At 64.1% G+C, this 15,295-nt stretch carries 19 protein-coding genes; 8 read left to right on the top strand and 11 right to left on the bottom strand.

Annotated elements, in window-relative coordinates; translation table 11 throughout:
- Positions 1–48: 48 nt before the first annotated feature.
- Positions 49–1,131 (bottom strand): recombinase RecA, encoded by a 1,083-nt coding sequence (gene recA / locus OCH7691_RS20825; protein WP_085885545.1) that lies wholly within the window; start codon positions 1,129–1,131, stop codon positions 49–51.
- Between the two features lie 215 nt (positions 1,132–1,346).
- On the opposite strand from recA, the gene OCH7691_RS20820 reads away from it, so the two are divergent.
- Positions 1,347–2,207: an IS1595 family transposase gene (locus OCH7691_RS20820; protein ID WP_085885544.1), complete on the top strand. Its 861-nt coding sequence runs from the start codon at positions 1,347–1,349 to the stop codon at positions 2,205–2,207.
- A gap of 26 nt (positions 2,208–2,233) precedes the next feature.
- On the opposite strand, the gene OCH7691_RS23075 is transcribed toward OCH7691_RS20820, so the two are convergent.
- Positions 2,234–3,139 carry a hypothetical protein gene (locus OCH7691_RS23075; protein ID WP_139839829.1) on the bottom strand — a complete coding sequence of 302 codons (906 nt, stop codon included), beginning with the start codon at positions 3,137–3,139 and terminating at the stop codon, positions 2,234–2,236.
- Positions 3,140–3,446: 307 nt separating this feature from the next.
- Here OCH7691_RS23075 and OCH7691_RS23070 point away from each other — a divergent pair, with 307 nt between their 5' ends.
- Complete coding sequence (locus OCH7691_RS23070) at positions 3,447–4,271, top strand: DUF8453 domain-containing protein (RefSeq protein ID WP_176245192.1); 825 nt, start codon at positions 3,447–3,449, stop codon at positions 4,269–4,271.
- A gap of 146 nt (positions 4,272–4,417) precedes the next feature.
- Here OCH7691_RS23070 and OCH7691_RS20815 read toward each other — a convergent pair whose 3' ends face one another.
- The 8 genes from OCH7691_RS20815 to OCH7691_RS20780 form a co-directional block, all read right to left on the bottom strand.
- Positions 4,418–6,991: a hybrid sensor histidine kinase/response regulator gene (locus tag OCH7691_RS20815; RefSeq protein WP_085885543.1), complete on the bottom strand. Its 2,574-nt coding sequence runs from the start codon at positions 6,989–6,991 to the stop codon at positions 4,418–4,420.
- 47 nt (positions 6,992–7,038) lie between these two features.
- Positions 7,039–8,124, bottom strand: coding sequence for a flagellar biosynthesis protein FlhB (gene flhB / locus OCH7691_RS20810; RefSeq protein WP_085885542.1), 1,086 nt, complete (start codon positions 8,122–8,124; stop codon positions 7,039–7,041).
- A 4-nt stretch (positions 8,125–8,128) separates the two neighbouring features.
- Positions 8,129–8,890, bottom strand: coding sequence for a flagellar biosynthetic protein FliR (gene fliR / locus OCH7691_RS20805; protein WP_085885541.1), 762 nt, complete (start codon positions 8,888–8,890; stop codon positions 8,129–8,131).
- 20 nt (positions 8,891–8,910) lie between these two features.
- Complete coding sequence (fliQ, locus tag OCH7691_RS20800) at positions 8,911–9,174, bottom strand: flagellar biosynthesis protein FliQ (protein WP_085885540.1); 264 nt, start codon at positions 9,172–9,174, stop codon at positions 8,911–8,913.
- A 24-nt stretch (positions 9,175–9,198) separates the two neighbouring features.
- The gene (fliE, locus tag OCH7691_RS20795) at positions 9,199–9,528 is read right to left on the bottom strand and encodes a flagellar hook-basal body complex protein FliE (RefSeq protein WP_085885539.1); all 330 of its coding nucleotides are present in this window, start codon (positions 9,526–9,528) and stop codon (positions 9,199–9,201) included.
- A gap of 22 nt (positions 9,529–9,550) precedes the next feature.
- Positions 9,551–9,958, bottom strand: coding sequence for a flagellar basal body rod protein FlgC (gene flgC / locus OCH7691_RS20790; protein ID WP_085885538.1), 408 nt, complete (start codon positions 9,956–9,958; stop codon positions 9,551–9,553).
- Positions 9,959–9,976: 18 nt separating this feature from the next.
- A complete protein-coding gene (locus OCH7691_RS20785) occupies positions 9,977–10,384 on the bottom strand; it encodes a flagellar basal body protein (RefSeq protein ID WP_085885537.1) in 408 nt (135 codons plus the stop codon).
- Between the two features lie 175 nt (positions 10,385–10,559).
- Positions 10,560–11,132 (bottom strand): DJ-1/PfpI family protein, encoded by a 573-nt coding sequence (locus tag OCH7691_RS20780; protein ID WP_085885536.1) that lies wholly within the window; start codon positions 11,130–11,132, stop codon positions 10,560–10,562.
- A gap of 456 nt (positions 11,133–11,588) precedes the next feature.
- Here OCH7691_RS20780 and OCH7691_RS20775 point away from each other — a divergent pair, with 456 nt between their 5' ends.
- The 5 genes from OCH7691_RS20775 to OCH7691_RS20755 all read left to right on the top strand — a co-directional run bounded on the left by OCH7691_RS20775 (position 11,589) and on the right by OCH7691_RS20755 (position 14,071).
- Complete coding sequence (locus OCH7691_RS20775) at positions 11,589–11,885, top strand: EscU/YscU/HrcU family type III secretion system export apparatus switch protein (protein WP_085885589.1); 297 nt, start codon at positions 11,589–11,591, stop codon at positions 11,883–11,885.
- Positions 11,882–12,166: a hypothetical protein gene (locus OCH7691_RS20770; RefSeq protein ID WP_085885535.1), complete on the top strand. Its 285-nt coding sequence runs from the start codon at positions 11,882–11,884 to the stop codon at positions 12,164–12,166. Before OCH7691_RS20775 ends, OCH7691_RS20770 begins: the two co-directional genes overlap by 4 nt.
- Positions 12,167–12,177: 11 nt before the next feature.
- Positions 12,178–12,474, top strand: a complete 297-nt coding sequence (locus tag OCH7691_RS20765) for a FliO/MopB family protein (protein WP_085885534.1) — start codon at positions 12,178–12,180, stop codon at positions 12,472–12,474.
- Positions 12,471–13,235: a flagellar type III secretion system pore protein FliP gene (fliP, locus tag OCH7691_RS20760; RefSeq protein ID WP_085885533.1), complete on the top strand. Its 765-nt coding sequence runs from the start codon at positions 12,471–12,473 to the stop codon at positions 13,233–13,235. The genes OCH7691_RS20765 and fliP overlap by 4 nt, the downstream gene beginning before the upstream one ends.
- A 74-nt stretch (positions 13,236–13,309) precedes the next feature.
- Positions 13,310–14,071 carry an aldolase gene (locus tag OCH7691_RS20755; protein WP_085885532.1) on the top strand — a complete coding sequence of 254 codons (762 nt, stop codon included), beginning with the start codon at positions 13,310–13,312 and terminating at the stop codon, positions 14,069–14,071.
- A gap of 37 nt (positions 14,072–14,108) precedes the next feature.
- Here the strand turns inward: OCH7691_RS20755 and OCH7691_RS20750 are convergent, their stop codons facing one another.
- Positions 14,109–14,549 carry a glyoxalase superfamily protein gene (locus OCH7691_RS20750; protein ID WP_085885531.1) on the bottom strand — a complete coding sequence of 147 codons (441 nt, stop codon included), beginning with the start codon at positions 14,547–14,549 and terminating at the stop codon, positions 14,109–14,111.
- A gap of 435 nt (positions 14,550–14,984) precedes the next feature.
- Here OCH7691_RS20750 and OCH7691_RS20745 point away from each other — a divergent pair, with 435 nt between their 5' ends.
- Positions 14,985–15,281, top strand: coding sequence for a DUF1127 domain-containing protein (locus OCH7691_RS20745; RefSeq protein WP_085885530.1), 297 nt, complete (start codon positions 14,985–14,987; stop codon positions 15,279–15,281).
- Positions 15,282–15,295: the final 14 nt, after the last annotated feature.

Genomic DNA, 15,295 nt, shown 5'->3' with positions numbered 1-15,295 from the left:
GGAAACCCGCGCGGCGCCTCCCGGTCCGGGATGGCCTGTCCGGCGCCGTCAGCCCTCGGCGGCGTCGGCCTCGTCCGAATCCGCGTCCGGTCCCTCGTCGATCAGTTCGGCGATCAGGCCGGCATTGCGGCGGATCTTCTCCTCGATCTCGTCGGCGACCGCCGGGTTCTCCTTGAGAAAGGCGCGCGCCTGCTCCCGCCCCTGGCCGATCCGCAGATCGCCGTAGGAGAACCAGGAGCCGGATTTCTCGACCACCTCGGCCTTGACGCCCAGATCGAGCAGTTCGCCCGACTTGGAGATGCCTTCGCCGTACATGATGTCGAACTCGACCACCTTGAAGGGCGGCGCCACCTTGTTCTTGACGACCTTGACCCGGGTCTGGTTGCCGACCACGTCGTCGCGATTCTTGATCGCCCCGATACGCCGGATGTCGAGCCGCACGGAGGCGTAGAACTTCAGCGCGTTGCCGCCGGTCGTGGTCTCCGGGCTGCCGAACATGACGCCGATCTTCATGCGGATCTGGTTGATGAAGATGACCATGCATTTCGAGCGCGAGATCGAGGCGGTGAGCTTGCGCAGCGCCTGGCTCATCAGGCGCGCCTGGAGACCGACATGGGTGTCGCCCATCTCGCCCTCGAGCTCGGCCTGCGGCACCAGGGCGGCGACCGAATCGACGACCACCATGTCGACGGCGCCGGAACGGACCAGGGTGTCGGCGATCTCGAGCGCCTGCTCGCCGGTATCGGGCTGCGAGATCAGCAGTTCGCTGACATCGACGCCGAGCTTGCGGGCATAGCCGGGATCGAGCGCGTGTTCCGCGTCGATGAAGGCACAGGTCCCGCCGCCCTTCTGGCATTCCGCGACCGCGTGCAGGGTCAGCGTCGTCTTGCCCGAGCTTTCCGGGCCGTAAACCTCGATGATCCGGCCGGTCGGCAGGCCACCGATGCCGAGCGCGATGTCGAGCCCGATCGAGCCCGTCGAGATCGACGGAAGCTTGACCGTCTCGCGCTGTCCGAGCTTCATGACCGAGCCCTTGCCAAAGGCACGCTCGATCTGGCTCAGCGCCGCATCCAGTGCTTTCTTCTTGTCCATGCTGCCTGCTTCAACGAGACGGAGTGGGGTGGAGGACATGCCTCTCTCCTTCTTATTCCACAGCACCCGGCGGGATGCAAACACGGACAATGTACATGATTTGTTCTTGTTGGCAATAGCCCTCTTCTGGGACGGCCGGAACGGGGAGAACAAACCATGTTCGATATTTGTTCATGTCCGGGGAACCGAGGCATATATCCCCTTGACCTATGTAGTGTGAATTCCCATATCCAAGGTGTCGAAAGGAACAGGATATGGCCAAGCAATTCACCATTCAGGACTTCTTCAATCGCTTCCCTACCGATGAGGCGTGCCTGGAGCACCTGATGCTGGTCCGCTACGGCACCGAGGGTGATTGCCCAAAGTGTTCGCGCCACACCAAGTTTCATCGCATCCGCAAGGAACCGGCTTGGGAATGCCAATGGTGTGGGCATCATATCCACCCGATGGCAGGCACCCCATTCGCTCGGACACGCACCCCGCTCCAGAAGTGGTTCTATGCCATGTACCTCTTCACCACGACCCGCAACGGCGTCTCCGCCAAGGAGCTGGAGCGCCAGTTGGGCGTGACCTACAAGACCGCGTGGCGCATAGGCCACGAGATCCGCAAGTACATGGGCTGGGTCGATGGCGACGCCATGCTGGGCGGCCAGAAGATCGTTGAAGTCGATAAGGTCTTCATCGGAGGTAGGGACGAACAGGGTCAGGACGACAAGTACATCGTACTCGGCATGGTCGAACGCGGCGGTGATATCATCACCCGCGTCATCCCCAACCGCAGCCGGAATACGGTCACGCCGCATATCACCGAATGGGTCAAGCAGGGCACGCGCGTCGCCACCGATCAGGCTGGCTCTTTCGTCCTGCTCTCCTCAAGGGGTTATCGCCACGGCGTCGTCAATCATGCCGCTAAGGAATACGTGCGAGGTCCGGTCCATACGAACACCATCGAGTCGTTCTGGGCGGCGCTCAAGCGCGGTGTCGAGGGAACCTACATCTGGGTGTCAGACAAGCATCTGTCGAGCTATCTCGCGGAGTTCGAATTCCGCTTCAATCTTCGGAAGCAGCCTCATCTGATGTTTGATCTACTGGTGCAGGCTTTCCCGAAGCCATAGCACCGAGCAGGGCATCGAACACATCCTCATCGCCAATCGAAGGGTGATCCCGGACGAACTCCCCCATTTGACCCAGTTTGCGAGCTTCTTCTAGGCTTAATTCCTTGTCCTGCAACATCACCTTTCTCCTTCACCGTAAGCGAGTCTGTATCACCGGCCCAGGTTACGACAATAGTCGCCTTCGCAGATGCGTTGTTACCTGTCACATGTAGGCCCAACTCATACTCTGCGCTCTCATTGAAGAATCCGCTGAGTACCAACGGATAATCTCCAGCAATCTCCGGAATGTTGGTGTGCGACGGAATCCGCAAGACGGCTGCATACTTGATCAGGTCAGGGTGAATGTTCTCGGCACAATGGTTCGATGGATACCACGGCAGCTGAATAGGATCAGTAAGGGCCGAAGGTTCCACACTACCATTAGAAGATATCTTACATAGTGCCACTAAATATACTCGACAGTCGCTTACAGTCTCCGTTCCGCAAGCCGACACAATGGCCCGGATAAAAACTACCTCGTGATCTGTCTTACTAGCACCAATGTTCTCTACCTTGTTCACGGTGGCGGGAAACGCAGATCCCGTCGTTGTAACAAGGGGCCTTCCAGCGCCCCCCATTTTCTCGCGCGTCGCGATGATCGTACCGTAGCCGTTTGCGCCAATTGTCAGCCTCGGCTTCAGGCGATTCATAAGAGTTCGGTTCTTAAGTAATAAGACCACGAAATACCCCACAAAGAGCACCACGGCGGCTGGCCACAGCCCAGGAACAGAAATCAAATCAACGGCCCATTCAATTTCGCAATTCGATTTGATCCATCTAACAATTGTTGCCCACCGCTCGCACACAATTGCCGCAGCAGCCGGTGGGGCGCCGACCGGTGGAACGATGCGCCAATTTCGAGTAAGCGCGATAATCCTGCGTAGTATCTTCAAGCCGCCCGCCAAACCCAGTGTTCGCAAGCTGATCTTTATAGAGCATCTTCAACCGCCGCTCCACTACATAGGTAAAGGGGATATATGCCGGAACCGAGGCGATTGCGAGATTTGCTCCCGCCATACGAGGTGGCACCGCATCCGCAAGGTACCGGCTTCGGAATGCCCGCGATACCACCAGCAAGAAATCTGGTGCCGAACAGACGGGTGCAATCACACCGTGTATTTCAATTATCTTTAAAGCGACTGTCGTGTATTTTTTCGGACACATTCTTAGTGCGGCATCGATCCGGGGGAGGATGAAACAGTGGTAAACACTAGCACCGTACTCTTGGCGCTCACGGCAATCGGCGTTCTAATGTTGCCAATGTCAGCATGGCCTCAAGTCGCCGCGCCAGACTTACAACTTCAGCAAGAATCATCCCCAAAGGAAGACCATCGCCACTCCCCCGATCAATCGGCTGCTGAAACCCAAGGAACTCTCCGGCTCATCGAGCCAACTCCGAATGCTGAAGCTCGCGACGCCCCGCATGATTACGAAACCCGCGTTGACGAATCCGATCAGTTGGAAGAGGAACTAGATTGGTCGAGCAGCATTCCCTGGGGCGATACGATTCCACAATGGATCATGGCGGTATCCGGCGTGGTTGCTCTCATCGTAAGCATTTGGGCTGTTTGGCTCCTTAAACAGACGTTGCGTGCCACAAGAGACGCTACCAAGGAAGCCGAACGCGGCGCTACGGCAGCCTTCGCTGCAATTGATCTGTCACGCGAGAACATGCAACTGCAACTGAGACCGTACTTGTCGACAACGCCAAATCTCACTCTATCGTTCGGCGGTAACCGGGTGCCGATGGTCGAAGTAACTGTCAAAAACTCCGGCAACACGCCGGCAAAAGAAATTAGCTACTCGATCAAAGGGGCATTCAGCCGTCCCGGTGATCAGCCCGTCCTGAGTGGCGAGCCACAACGAGGCCGGGACATCAATCCTGGTCAAGACGCGCATGTTTACTGGCTTGGAAAGAAGTCTCTCACACATGCCGAAGTAAGCGACTTTCAGAACGGGAAACTAGTTGCCTATGTAAGCGGTGAAATTTATTTCCGGGATGTGTTCGGTGCACCGCACTTCTAGCGGTTCAATTGGTGGCACGGCGGGGCGAACTCCTCCGTTGGCAAGTTCCAATTGCTCGAGGACGGAAATGAGGCCAATTAGCGCTGGCTTCCTTGGGTGGCACCGATAATTCCAAACCACCCGCATGCCGGCGACCGGCCGGGCGCTCAGGGGCGACGGCTTTCCATGACTTCCTTCACCTTGCCGGCCAGCTCCTCGAGACTGAAGGGCTTGGGCAGGAAGTCGATATCCTCGAGCTCGACGTCGAAGGAGCGGCGGAAGGTATCCTCGGCATAGCCGGAGATGAAGATCACCTTGATCGCCGGATACTCGTGCAGGACGTGGCTGACCAGGGTCGGGCCGTCCATCTGCGGCATGACCACGTCGGACACCAGCAGGTCGATGTGGCCCTGATGGCTGCGCACGACCTCGAGCGCGCTTTCGCCCGAATCCGCGGTCAGCACCTCGTAGCCCTTGTTCTTGAGCGCGCGGGCGGCGAACAGCCGGACCGGGTCCTCGTCCTCGACCAGCAGCACCGTGCCCTTGCCGGTCAGATCGCGGGCGATCCGCTGGTCGCCCGCCTCCTCGCCGGCGACCTCGGCCGCCTCGGGCTGATGGCGCGGCAGGTAGATGGTGAAGGTCGTGCCGGCGCCGACGGTGCTCTCCGGCACGATGAAGCCGCCGGTCTGCTTGATGATGCCGTATACGGTCGAGAGCCCGAGCCCGGTGCCGGCGCCGACTTCCTTGGTGGTGAAAAAGGGCTCGAAGATCTTCTCGAAGTGATCCTTGGCGATGCCGTGCCCGGTATCCCTGACCGTGATGACCACGTAATCGCCGGGCGGAATCGTGTCGCCGCCGGCGCTGAGCGGCCGTTCGAGCGAGAGATTCTCGGTCGCGATCGTCAGGTCGCCGCCGTCGCGCATGGCGTCGCGGGCATTGACGGCGAGATTGATCACCACCTGTTCGAACTGCCCCTGGTCGACCCGGACCAGCCCGAGATCGCGGCCGTGTACGACCTTGAGGGCGATCCGCTCGCCCATCAGGCGGCGCAGCAGGTTGGAGAGTTCGGCCAGCACGTCGGTCAGCACCAGGACCTTGGGCCGCAGCGTCTGCTGGCGCGAGAAGGCGAGCAGCTGGCGCACCAGGTTGGCCGCGCGGTTGGCGTTCTGCTTGATCTGCATGATGTCCGAGAAGGACTGGTCGCCCGGCTCGTGGCGGAGCAGCAGCAGGTCGCAGAAGCCGATCATCGCCGTCAGCAGGTTGTTGAAGTCATGGGCGACGCCGCCGGCGAGCTGGCCGACCGCCTGCATCTTCTGGCCCTGGACCATGCGGAGTTCGAGCATCTTCTGCTCGCTGGTGTCGATCAGGTGGAGCAGCAGCCCGCCGCTCTCGTTCGTGCCGGCAAGCCGGCGGGCATAGACCTGGGCGGTCCGCTGCCGGGCGGCGTCGCCGATCTGCACCTCGATCGGCGGCAGTTCGCCGGCCGCCTCCCGGACCGCCTTGAGATGCTCGCCGAGCTGCTGGCGGCTCTCGCCGGACAGGTAGTCGCCGATCGGGCGGCGATTGAATTTCTCGGCCGTGGTGTCGAGCAGGGCAAGCAGCGCCGGGTTGCCCTCGACCACCCGGTCGTCCCGGTCGAGGGTGACGATGCCGACCGGCGCGGCGTCGAAGAAGCGACGGAAATGCAGCTCGGCCCGGCGCAGCAGGTCCTGCCATTCCTGTTCGGTGGTGAGCTCGCGGACGACCGCGCGGCTGCCGAGCTTGGCGCCGGCGGCGTCGCGAATCACGGTCTGGGTGATATGCACCGGCAGCACCTGGCCGCCGCGGGCGCGCAGACCCCGCTCGCCGTCGGTCAGCGGGCGCTCGTCGGGAAAGGCGTCGACATACTGGCCGCCGCCGGCCTCGCGGACCAGGACGTCGCGAAGCTGGACGTCGCCGCCGACCAGATCCTCCCGTTCCCAGCCGAGCCAGCGGGCAAGCGTGGCGTTGACGAACTGGAAGCGGCCCTGCGGGTCGATCGAGTAGAATCCGACCGGCGCGTTGTCGAGATAATCGGCGATGCTGCCGCGCTCGTCGCCGAGTTCGAGCGCCAGCGGCGAATGGCTCAGGTCGTCGACGAACCAGAGCACCAGGTCGCCGGCGCCCGGATGGCGGCAGACCGTGACCGAGAGGCTGCGGCCGTCGCCCGGCTCGATCACCAGCGGCGCCGGATGCCCGGCCGGGTCCCGCTCCCCCTCGCCGTCCCCGGTCCGTCCGTCGGCCCGTTCGGCACCCTCGTCGCGGCCGGGTTCGAGCGCGGCGCGGGCATGCGCCAGCAGCCGCTCGAGGGCCGGCTGGCTGTCGTTCAGCAATTGCACGAGCGTCGGCGGAATGTCGCCGCCACCGGCGCCCACGAGGTTCCGGTAGGCGGCGTTGGCATATTCGAAGCTGCCGTTCCGGCGGGTTATCAGGCAGGCCGTCGGGGCGTAGTCGAGCAATGTCGTGTCGAACGCGAGCGGTGCCTCGCCGGCAATCGCGGCAACCGCGCCGGAACGTCCGGCGGACAGCCGCAAGGCCGCGACGGCACCGAGCAGGGCGAGACCGAGCAGGCCGATCGCGAGCCCGAGGCGTCCGCCGGCGATTGCCCCGGCGCCGCAGACCGCGAGCGCCGCGAGCCCGAGGGCGACAGCGAAGGCAGACCCCGCGGCGCGCGACGGAATCCTGTCACCGGCCGTCTTCCGGTCGCCGTCCCCTGCTCTCATCCGGCCATCCCCTGACGCCTGCGCCCCGCGCGATATCGGCTCATCGGCTATTGCACCGGCCGCCGGGTGCCCTGCTTCTTGCGCAAGCCGTAGATGTAGCTGATGACCTCGGCGACCGCCTTGTAATGTTCGACCGGAATTTCCCTGTCAAGATCGGCGGTCGCGTGCAGCGCCCGGGCGAGCGGCGGGTTCTCGACGATCGGCACGTCGTTTTCCTCGGCGAGCTTGCGGATGCGGAGCGCGACCAGGTCCTGGCCCTTGGCGACGACCTTCGGCGCGTTCATCTTGCCGCCGTCATATTTCAGGGCGACGGCGAAATGGGTCGGGTTGGTGATCACCACGTCGGCCGTCGGCACCGCCGCCATCATGCGCCGGCGCGAGCGCTCCATGCGCAGCTGGCGGAGCTTGGCCTTGATCAGTGGATCGCCCTCGGCGTCCTTGTACTCGTCCTTGATCTCCTGCCGCGACATCTTGAGGCCCTTGATGTGGCTGTACCTCTGGTACAGGAAATCGAGGCCGGCGATCACCGCCATGACCGCGGCGACCCCGGACAGCATGAGCAGCGACAGCCGCTGGACGAGTTCGAGGATGTCGCTCGGATCGTAGCTGACGATGAGCGGCAGACGGTCCATCTGGGGCCAGATGAGCGTCACCGCGACGGCGCCGACGAGGGTGAGCTTGCCCAGGCCCTTGAGGAACTCGACAAGCGCCTTCAGGGAGAATTGTCGTTTGATTCCCTCGATCAGGGAGATCTTGCTGAACTTCGGCTTGATCCGCTCCAGCGAGACGAAGGGGCGATGCTGGATCACGTTGCCGATCAGCGCGGCGAGGATCAGGATGCCGAGCACCGGGGCCATCGTCAGCGCCAGGTTGAGCCCGAGATCGGCGAAGGCGGCCTGCAGGATGCCGCTGTCGGTGTCGAAGAGATGCGGCGATTCGACGAAGATCGAGAGCGAACGGGCGAGATCGCCGCCGGCGCCGGCGGCGACCGTCAGGACGGCGAGCGCGATCCCCGCGGTCATGAAGAAATGGCCGACCTCCTGGCTCTTCGCGACCTGCCCCTTCTTGAAGGCATCCTCGAGCTTCTTGGCTGTCGGCTCTTCTGTTTTCTGTGACTGGTCTTCGTCGGCCATCGCCTTACAACCCCGTCAGAAGGCCGAGCGCGTCCCGGTAGTAGTCGATGAACCACATCCCGATCGCGCCGAGGGTAACCGAGAGCACGAGGAAGGCGAGCGCGATCTGCAGCGGCATCATGACGAAGAATACCTGAACCTGCGGCATCAGGCGATTGATCAGGCCGGCGCCGATATAGAGCGTCAACCCGTAGACGATGAAGGGCGCGGAGATCTGCACGCCGAGCCGGAAGGACCCGGCCACGAGGTCGCTCGCCAGCCCGGCGAAGTCGCCCATCGCCGGCAGGGCCGCCGGCGGGAAGGTCCGGTAGCTTTCGGCGGCGCCCATGATGAACAGGTGGTGCATGTCGGTGACGAAGATCAGGACGAGGCCGATCAGGGTCAGGAAGCTGCCGACCAGCGCCCCCTGGGTCTGCTGCGCCGGGTCGAAGAACTGCGCCGCGGCGAGGCTCGACAGGTGGGCGATGATCATGCCGGCGGTGTGCAGGCCGCTGATCGCCAGCCGGGCGACGCCGCCGATCAGCAGGCCGATCAGGATCTCTCCGCCGATCACCAGCGCCAGTTCGGCCGGTGACGACGGCAGCGCCGGCAGGGTGGTGACCACGAGCGGCAGGACGAGCAGGCTGACGCCGATGGCGATGACCAGCCGGACGCGCGGCGGCACGAAACCCTCGCTGAAGCCCGGCACGACCATGAAGGCCGAGCCGATGCGGGCGAAGACGATGAAGAAGGCGAAGACCCCGGCCGGCAGCAGCTGTTGCAGCATGCGCGTTCAGCCCCGGCCGCTCAAAGCGCGGCGATGCGTTGGGCGATCTGCTCCATGAACGCGGTCAGGGTGGCGATCATGAACGGCATCAGGACGATGATCGAGACGAAGATCGCGAGGATCTTCGGCACGAAGGCGAGCGTCATTTCCTGGACCTGGGTCAGCGCCTGGATCAGCGAGATGGCGAGACCGACCAGCAGCGCGATGACCATCACCGGGCCCGCCACCTTCAGCAGCACCCAGATCGCCTCGCGCGAAATGTCGATGACGTCCGCCTCGTTCATGGTCCCGCTCGACCGCCGATCCCGTCAGATCGGCATCTTGATGATGTCCTGGTAGGCCTGGATGATGCGGTCGCGGACGGTGACCACGGTTTCCAGGGTGACCTCGGCATTGCTGACCGCGGCCACCACGTCGGCGACGTTGGCATCGCGGGCGACGGCGCGCAAGCTCAACTCTTCCGACGTCTGCCCGCCGGCCACCATGTCCTTGCCGGCGTCCTGCAGCAGCGAGGCGAAGCTCCCGCCGGCGCCGGCCGCGTCGGTGGCCAGGTCGTCGCCGGGAATGTTGCCGGCGTTCTCGGCATTCGAAATCGCCCGGGCATAAGCCAGGGCGGCATTGACGGCACTGCTTTCCATGACGCTGTTTCCTTGCTCGGGCCTATCTCAGGATCTCGATCGTCTTCATGAGCATCGCCTTGGCGGCGTCGATCAGGTTGAGATTGGCCTCGTAGGACCGCTGGGCTTCCTTCATGTCGATCATCTCGATCAGGCCGTGGACGTTCGGCGTGCGGACATAGCCGTTCTCGTCGGCGGCCGGGTGACCGGGGCGGTATTCGAGGCCGAAATCGCTGCGGTCGCGGGTGACCTTCGCGACCTCGACGCGCGAGACGCCGAGTTCGCGGTCGAGCGCGTTCTTGAACACCACGACCTTGCGACGATAGGGATTCTCGCCCGGCGTCTTGGCCAGCGAATCCTTGTTGGCGACGTTCTCGGCGATGACGCGCATGCGCTCGCTCTGGGCTTTCATGCCCGAGGCCGAGATCATCAGGGTCTTGGAGAAGTCCATGACTGGTCCCCGTTACTGCTAGCCGCGCCGGCCGAGAGCGATGCGGATCATCTCGACATGCTTGCGATAGAGGTTTGCCGAAAGCTGATGCTCGGCCTGGGTCTCGGCGACCTTGATGAGCTGCTCCTCGAGCACGACCGAATTGCCCGACGGCGCGGTCTCGTAGCCGGACGAGACCGCGCCGGTCCCGAAATCGTGCCCGGCCCCGCCGCCCGGGATATGCCCGGCCTGGGTCGCGCGCAGCGTGACCTTGCCGGTCTCCGGGCCCTTCACCAGCTCGGCGAAGGACGGCTCCACCAGATCCTTCGGGCGGTAGTTCGGGGTGTCCGCATTGGCGACATTCTGCGCGAGCACGTCATGTCTGGCGGACAGCCAGGCCATGCGTTTCTGCAGGGCGGCGAATATCGGTATGTCGTTCAGGTTCATCGGGCGGCCTTCCCGCGCGCTTGATACGCTTTCTTAATGATCGGCCGTTCGGGTTAACAATCGGTAAAATTTTCGCTATCCGCCGCATCGCCCGGCCGGCAACCGCGGAAACGAAAAAGGGGCATCCGACCGGATGCCCCCGTAACCCGCCAGGCGGTGCCTGTCAGGTATCTTCTCAGGCGGCCTCGCCGAGCTTCGCCGCTTCGCCCTCGAGAAGGCTGAGAAGCTCGCTCACGAACTGCCCCATCGTCTCCTCGCCGAACGCCGAAAGCAGCCGGCCGTCGACATGCACGGGCTCGTCCGCGACCTTCGCGCCTTCGCGGATCAGGGCACCCGAGACATCCTCGGTCGCCGCCACGGTGCGGCCGTCGGCCAGCCCGCCGTTGGCGACCAGCGCCGCGGCGTCATGCAGCGCGACCGGCTTGTCGTCCAGCATGAAGCCGTTCAGGAAACGGGTGGTCTGCGGGTTGTTGCTCAGTCGCTCGACATGGCGGCTGCCACCGGGAACGACGACGCCGTCGAAATGATGCGACATCGCTTCGGGCAGGAAGGCGTTGACCGGGAAGAAATGGCCCCAGGTCCCATCGTGCCAGCTGTTGACGATGCCCTTCTCGGGCGAAACGATCGCGACTTTCGCGCCGGCAACGATCAGCGCCTTCTGCAGCGACGTCATCTCGGCCTCTTCGAAGCCGTTGGCCACGAGTAAAGCGATGTTCTTACCGGTGAGCGCTTTGACCTGCTCCTCCATATTGGTCTCCTTTCAATTCATTACGCAAAATAGCGTGGACGCGGGCGTCGCTGCGTGGACGGTGCCGCACAACTCCTGCCAGCCAGAACAGTCGGCCTGATTGGGGCCGGTCGGACGGTGGCGAAACGGTCGCCAGTGCGTGTGTTGCCTGGATATCGCCGACAGGGCGAGGGAACCACGCGCGCCGAGGATGATGGGAAGCGCCGATAACCGGCGCCGAGCCGTGGCCAGAACCTAGAGTCTGGACAGCGCCCTGACAAGGATGATTTGGGGGCTGCCCTCGCAATTGCAATATTCTTGCTTTGCAATAGCGAATACGGCCAGAAAGGGCCGCTGAAATCCCCTCCCCGGCCAATCTGCCGCGCCAATATCGCCCGCTAACGCTTTGTTAAGCATAAGGACAGGAGAATCGCCGCAGACGCCGGGCAAGCCGTCCGGCAACCGGTGGAACAAGCCTTGGCCGATCCTTCGAACAGTCGCGACCGCCTGCGCGCCGCCGCCATCGCCTTCGATCCGCGGCAAAGTGACACGCCGAGCGTGGTCGCGGCGGGCCGGGGCAGCGTCGCCGAGCAGATCTTGGAGATCGCCTTCGCCAACGGCGTGAAGGTTCGCGAGGATGCCGACCTGGTCACCCTGCTCTCGGCGCTCGACGTCGACAGCCCGATCCCGCTGGAAGCCTTCGCCGTCGTTGCCGAGATCCTTGCCTATGTCTACCGCTTCGAGAACCGCGAACCCGGGGAGCCCCGTCCGTGATAAGTGAATCGCCAGAACGCCTGATCCAGGAATTCCAGCACCGGCTCGACAGCGCGGGCGCATCCCTCGAACTCGAGCAGAGCGTCGATCTCTCCGATCTCGACGGGCTTGCCGCCGCGCTCCACGATTCGATCGCGACGCTCCCGGAAGACGAGCGCCGCCCCTACCGGCAGCGGATCGGCAGCCTCTATACGGCGCTCGACTCGCTGGCGAGCGCGCTGGAAACACGCGCCCACTCGCTCGCCGAACGGCTCGAGGCCATCAATCCCCCCACTCGCTGAGCTGTTCGGTAATGGAAGCGATCTCGCTGATTCAGTATTTCGTCGCCCTGGTCGTCGTGCTCGGGCTGATCGGGCTACTTGCCTGGGCCGGGAAACGGTTCGGCATGGCGCCCCGGATCAGCCGCCCGGGCGGCGTCAGGCGGCTCTCGGTCGTCGATGTCACGACGATCGACGCCAAGCGGCGGCTGATCCTCGTGCAGCGCGACGATGTCCAGCATCTCCTGCTGATCGGCGGCGAGAACGACCTGGTCGTGGAAAGCGGGATCGCACGCGCCGAGCCCGCCAGGATTCGCGAGATCGCCTCGTGACCGGGGTCGCGTTGCGGGCGATCGGTCGCGGCGCGGGCGGCCTGCTTCCCCTTCTCGCCCTGCTGGTCGCGGCAACGCCCGCGGCGGCGCAGAGCCTCAGTCTCGATCTCGGCGATGCCGGCGGGGTCTTTACCGGTCGCATCATCCAGATCGTCGCGCTGGTCACGGTTCTCAGCCTGGCCCCGGCGATACTCGTCATGGTGACCTCGTTCACCCGGATCGTCGTCGTCCTGTCGCTGCTGCGGAGCGCGATCGGCGTGCAGACGACACCGCCCAACGTGGTGATCATCTCGCTTTCGCTGTTCCTCACCGGCTTCATCATGGCGCCGACGCTGCAGCAGGCCTACGACAGCGGCATTGCGCCGCTGATCGACGAACAGATCGACGAACAGGAGGCGTTCAACCGCGTCGTCGTTCCGGTCCGCGCCTTCATGCTGACCCATGTCCGGGACAAGGATCTCCAGCTCTTCCTCGACCTGGCTGGCACCGGCCCGCTCGAGGATCCGAACGCCACGCCGCTGCAGGCGCTGATCCCGGCCTTCGTCATCAGCGAGCTGCGCCGCGCCTTCGAGATCGGCTTCCTGCTGTTCGTGCCGTTCATCGTGATCGACATGGTGGTCGCCTCGGTGCTGATGTCGATGGGCATGATGATGCTGCCGCCGGTGATGATCGCGCTGCCCTTCAAGCTGATCTTCTTCGTCCTCGTGGACGGCTGGAACCTGGTCGCGGCAAGCCTCGTGCAGAGCTACAGCGGCGGTTAGCGCCGAACCCTTGCCAGCTGACGGCCGAACTCCTAACACTCTCGGGTAGTGAACCGGGCGCGACGGAGGGCGGCATGACGGGGACGAACACGGACGACATCGTGCGGCGGGGCCGGGTCGAACTCGCGGCGGCGCTCCGCTGGGCCGATCGGCTCGGCCTCTCGGAGGGTGTCTGCAACCATTTCAGCCTCGTCGTGCCGGACGAGGACGGGGCGCTGAACGGGCGCCGCTTCCTGATCAACCCGCATGGCTGGCACTGGTCGGAAGTGACCGCCTCCTCGCTCGTCCTGTGCGACGCCGACGGCACCGTGCTGGAAGGTGACAACGAGGTCGAGCGCACCGCCTTCTGCATTCACAGCCGCGTTCATCTGGGTGTGCCCGGCGCCGCCTGCGTGCTGCACACCCACATGCCTTACGCGACGGCGCTCACCCTGCTCGAGGACGGACGCCTCGAGATGGTCGAGCAAAACGCCCTGAGCTTCGCCGGGCGGATCGCCTATGACGACGAGTATGGCGGCCTCGCGCTGGCCGAGGCCGAAGGCGAACGGCTGGCCCGGAAGATGGGCAATCGCGGCGTCCTCTTCATGGCCAACCACGGCGTCATGGTCGCCGGGCCAAGCGTCGCGGAGGCCTTCAACGATCTCTACTACCTGGAACGGGCGGCGATGTTCCAGGTCCTCGCGCGCTCGACCGGAGGCAAGCTGCGCCGGCTGTCCGACGAGGTGATCGCCACGACGCGGCAGCAGTTCGCGGAGGAAATGCCGAAGGTGGCGGCCCGCCACTTCGCCGCGATCCTGCGCATGCTCGATCGCGACATGCCCGACTTCCGCGACTGACGACGCGGCGCCGGGCAGCCGCCCGGCGCCGCGTCGTTCAGAGCTTGAGCACCATGTGCGGCTTGCCGTTCGAGGTCCGCTCCTGCGTCCGTCCGGTCTCGTCGATGGTGCAGGAAACCCGGCGCCGGAAGTTGCTGAAGCTCTCGAAGGTCACGACGTCGACCGGCTCGTCGAAGTGGACGGCGATCCGGTAGCGCGACGCGCCGGCGAGAATCTGCACGCCGACGACCTCGCCCTTGAAGTCTTGGCCGAGATACTGCCCGGCGACGCGGTCGCCCGGCTTCACCGGGCAAACCGGCGGGCCGTTCCCGACCCGCGCGTGCAGGGTGTTCCAGTCGCGAAAGCCGTGCTGGCTGGCGATCAGTTCGAGCGCCCGGCCATGGCTGATGTCCTGGCCCGAGCGCGCGAGCTCGGCACGCAGCCGCCTGGCCTGGTCCTTGAGATCCTCGAGCGAGGGGAGATTGGTCGATCCGTTCATCGCGATGCCTCTTGCTGTCCGGCATGCGGCTGTCGAATGGATGCCCGCGTTGCCAAGCGCCGCATGGGAATGCAGATGCTGAACGGTCGTGTATCGCGAGGCTTCACCGTGGCGTCATGCCTGCGGGCGGCAGGGGCCTCGACCCGGATCGGTCATGTATCGGGTGTGCGGCCGGCTGTCAATCGCAAGCGCGTCGCGGCATCAGGCGCCATCACGGCCCTCGCCGAGACGGCAGGACGTCGAATCGGTCGTATCTGGAACAATATGTATCTTCGATGCGACTTCTTGGGATTGACCCAGTAATTGCGGGGGCGTTATTGAAGAAGCGTTCACGATTACATGCGAAAAACACATGGCTGAAATGAAGAAACGGCTATGGCTTCCGGCATCATTCGGGATTACGTGGCGGAGTAAGGAGCGGATACGGAAGCGCTAATGTTTCGCATCGTCAGTCCCTGCCAACCCTGGTCGACGGAGTCAGTCATGTCCCTCTTCTCCCGCTGGTTTTCCCGCAGCCTCACCGCCGGCCATGTGCGCCGCGAAATCAGCGCGTTGAGCGATCGTGAATTGCGCGACCTCGGCATCGAGCGCGGCCAGATCGACGAGGTCGGTTACGCGATGGCCGACGGCGCCCTGGTCCGGGCGCGCCGCGCCCGTCCGGTCGGCCGCGGCATGAGCATGTCGCCGCTGTTCGCTGCCTATGTCGCGGGCCGTCCTGCCAAGATCGTCTGATCCCGGGCGGTCGC

The organism is Oceanibacterium hippocampi (assembly GCF_900172325.1).
GTDB classification, from domain to species: Bacteria; Pseudomonadota; Alphaproteobacteria; order Sneathiellales; family Sneathiellaceae; genus Oceanibacterium; species Oceanibacterium hippocampi.
The sequence above is the reverse complement of the archived record's forward strand: the minus strand, read 5'-3'. Positions and strand labels throughout refer to the sequence as shown.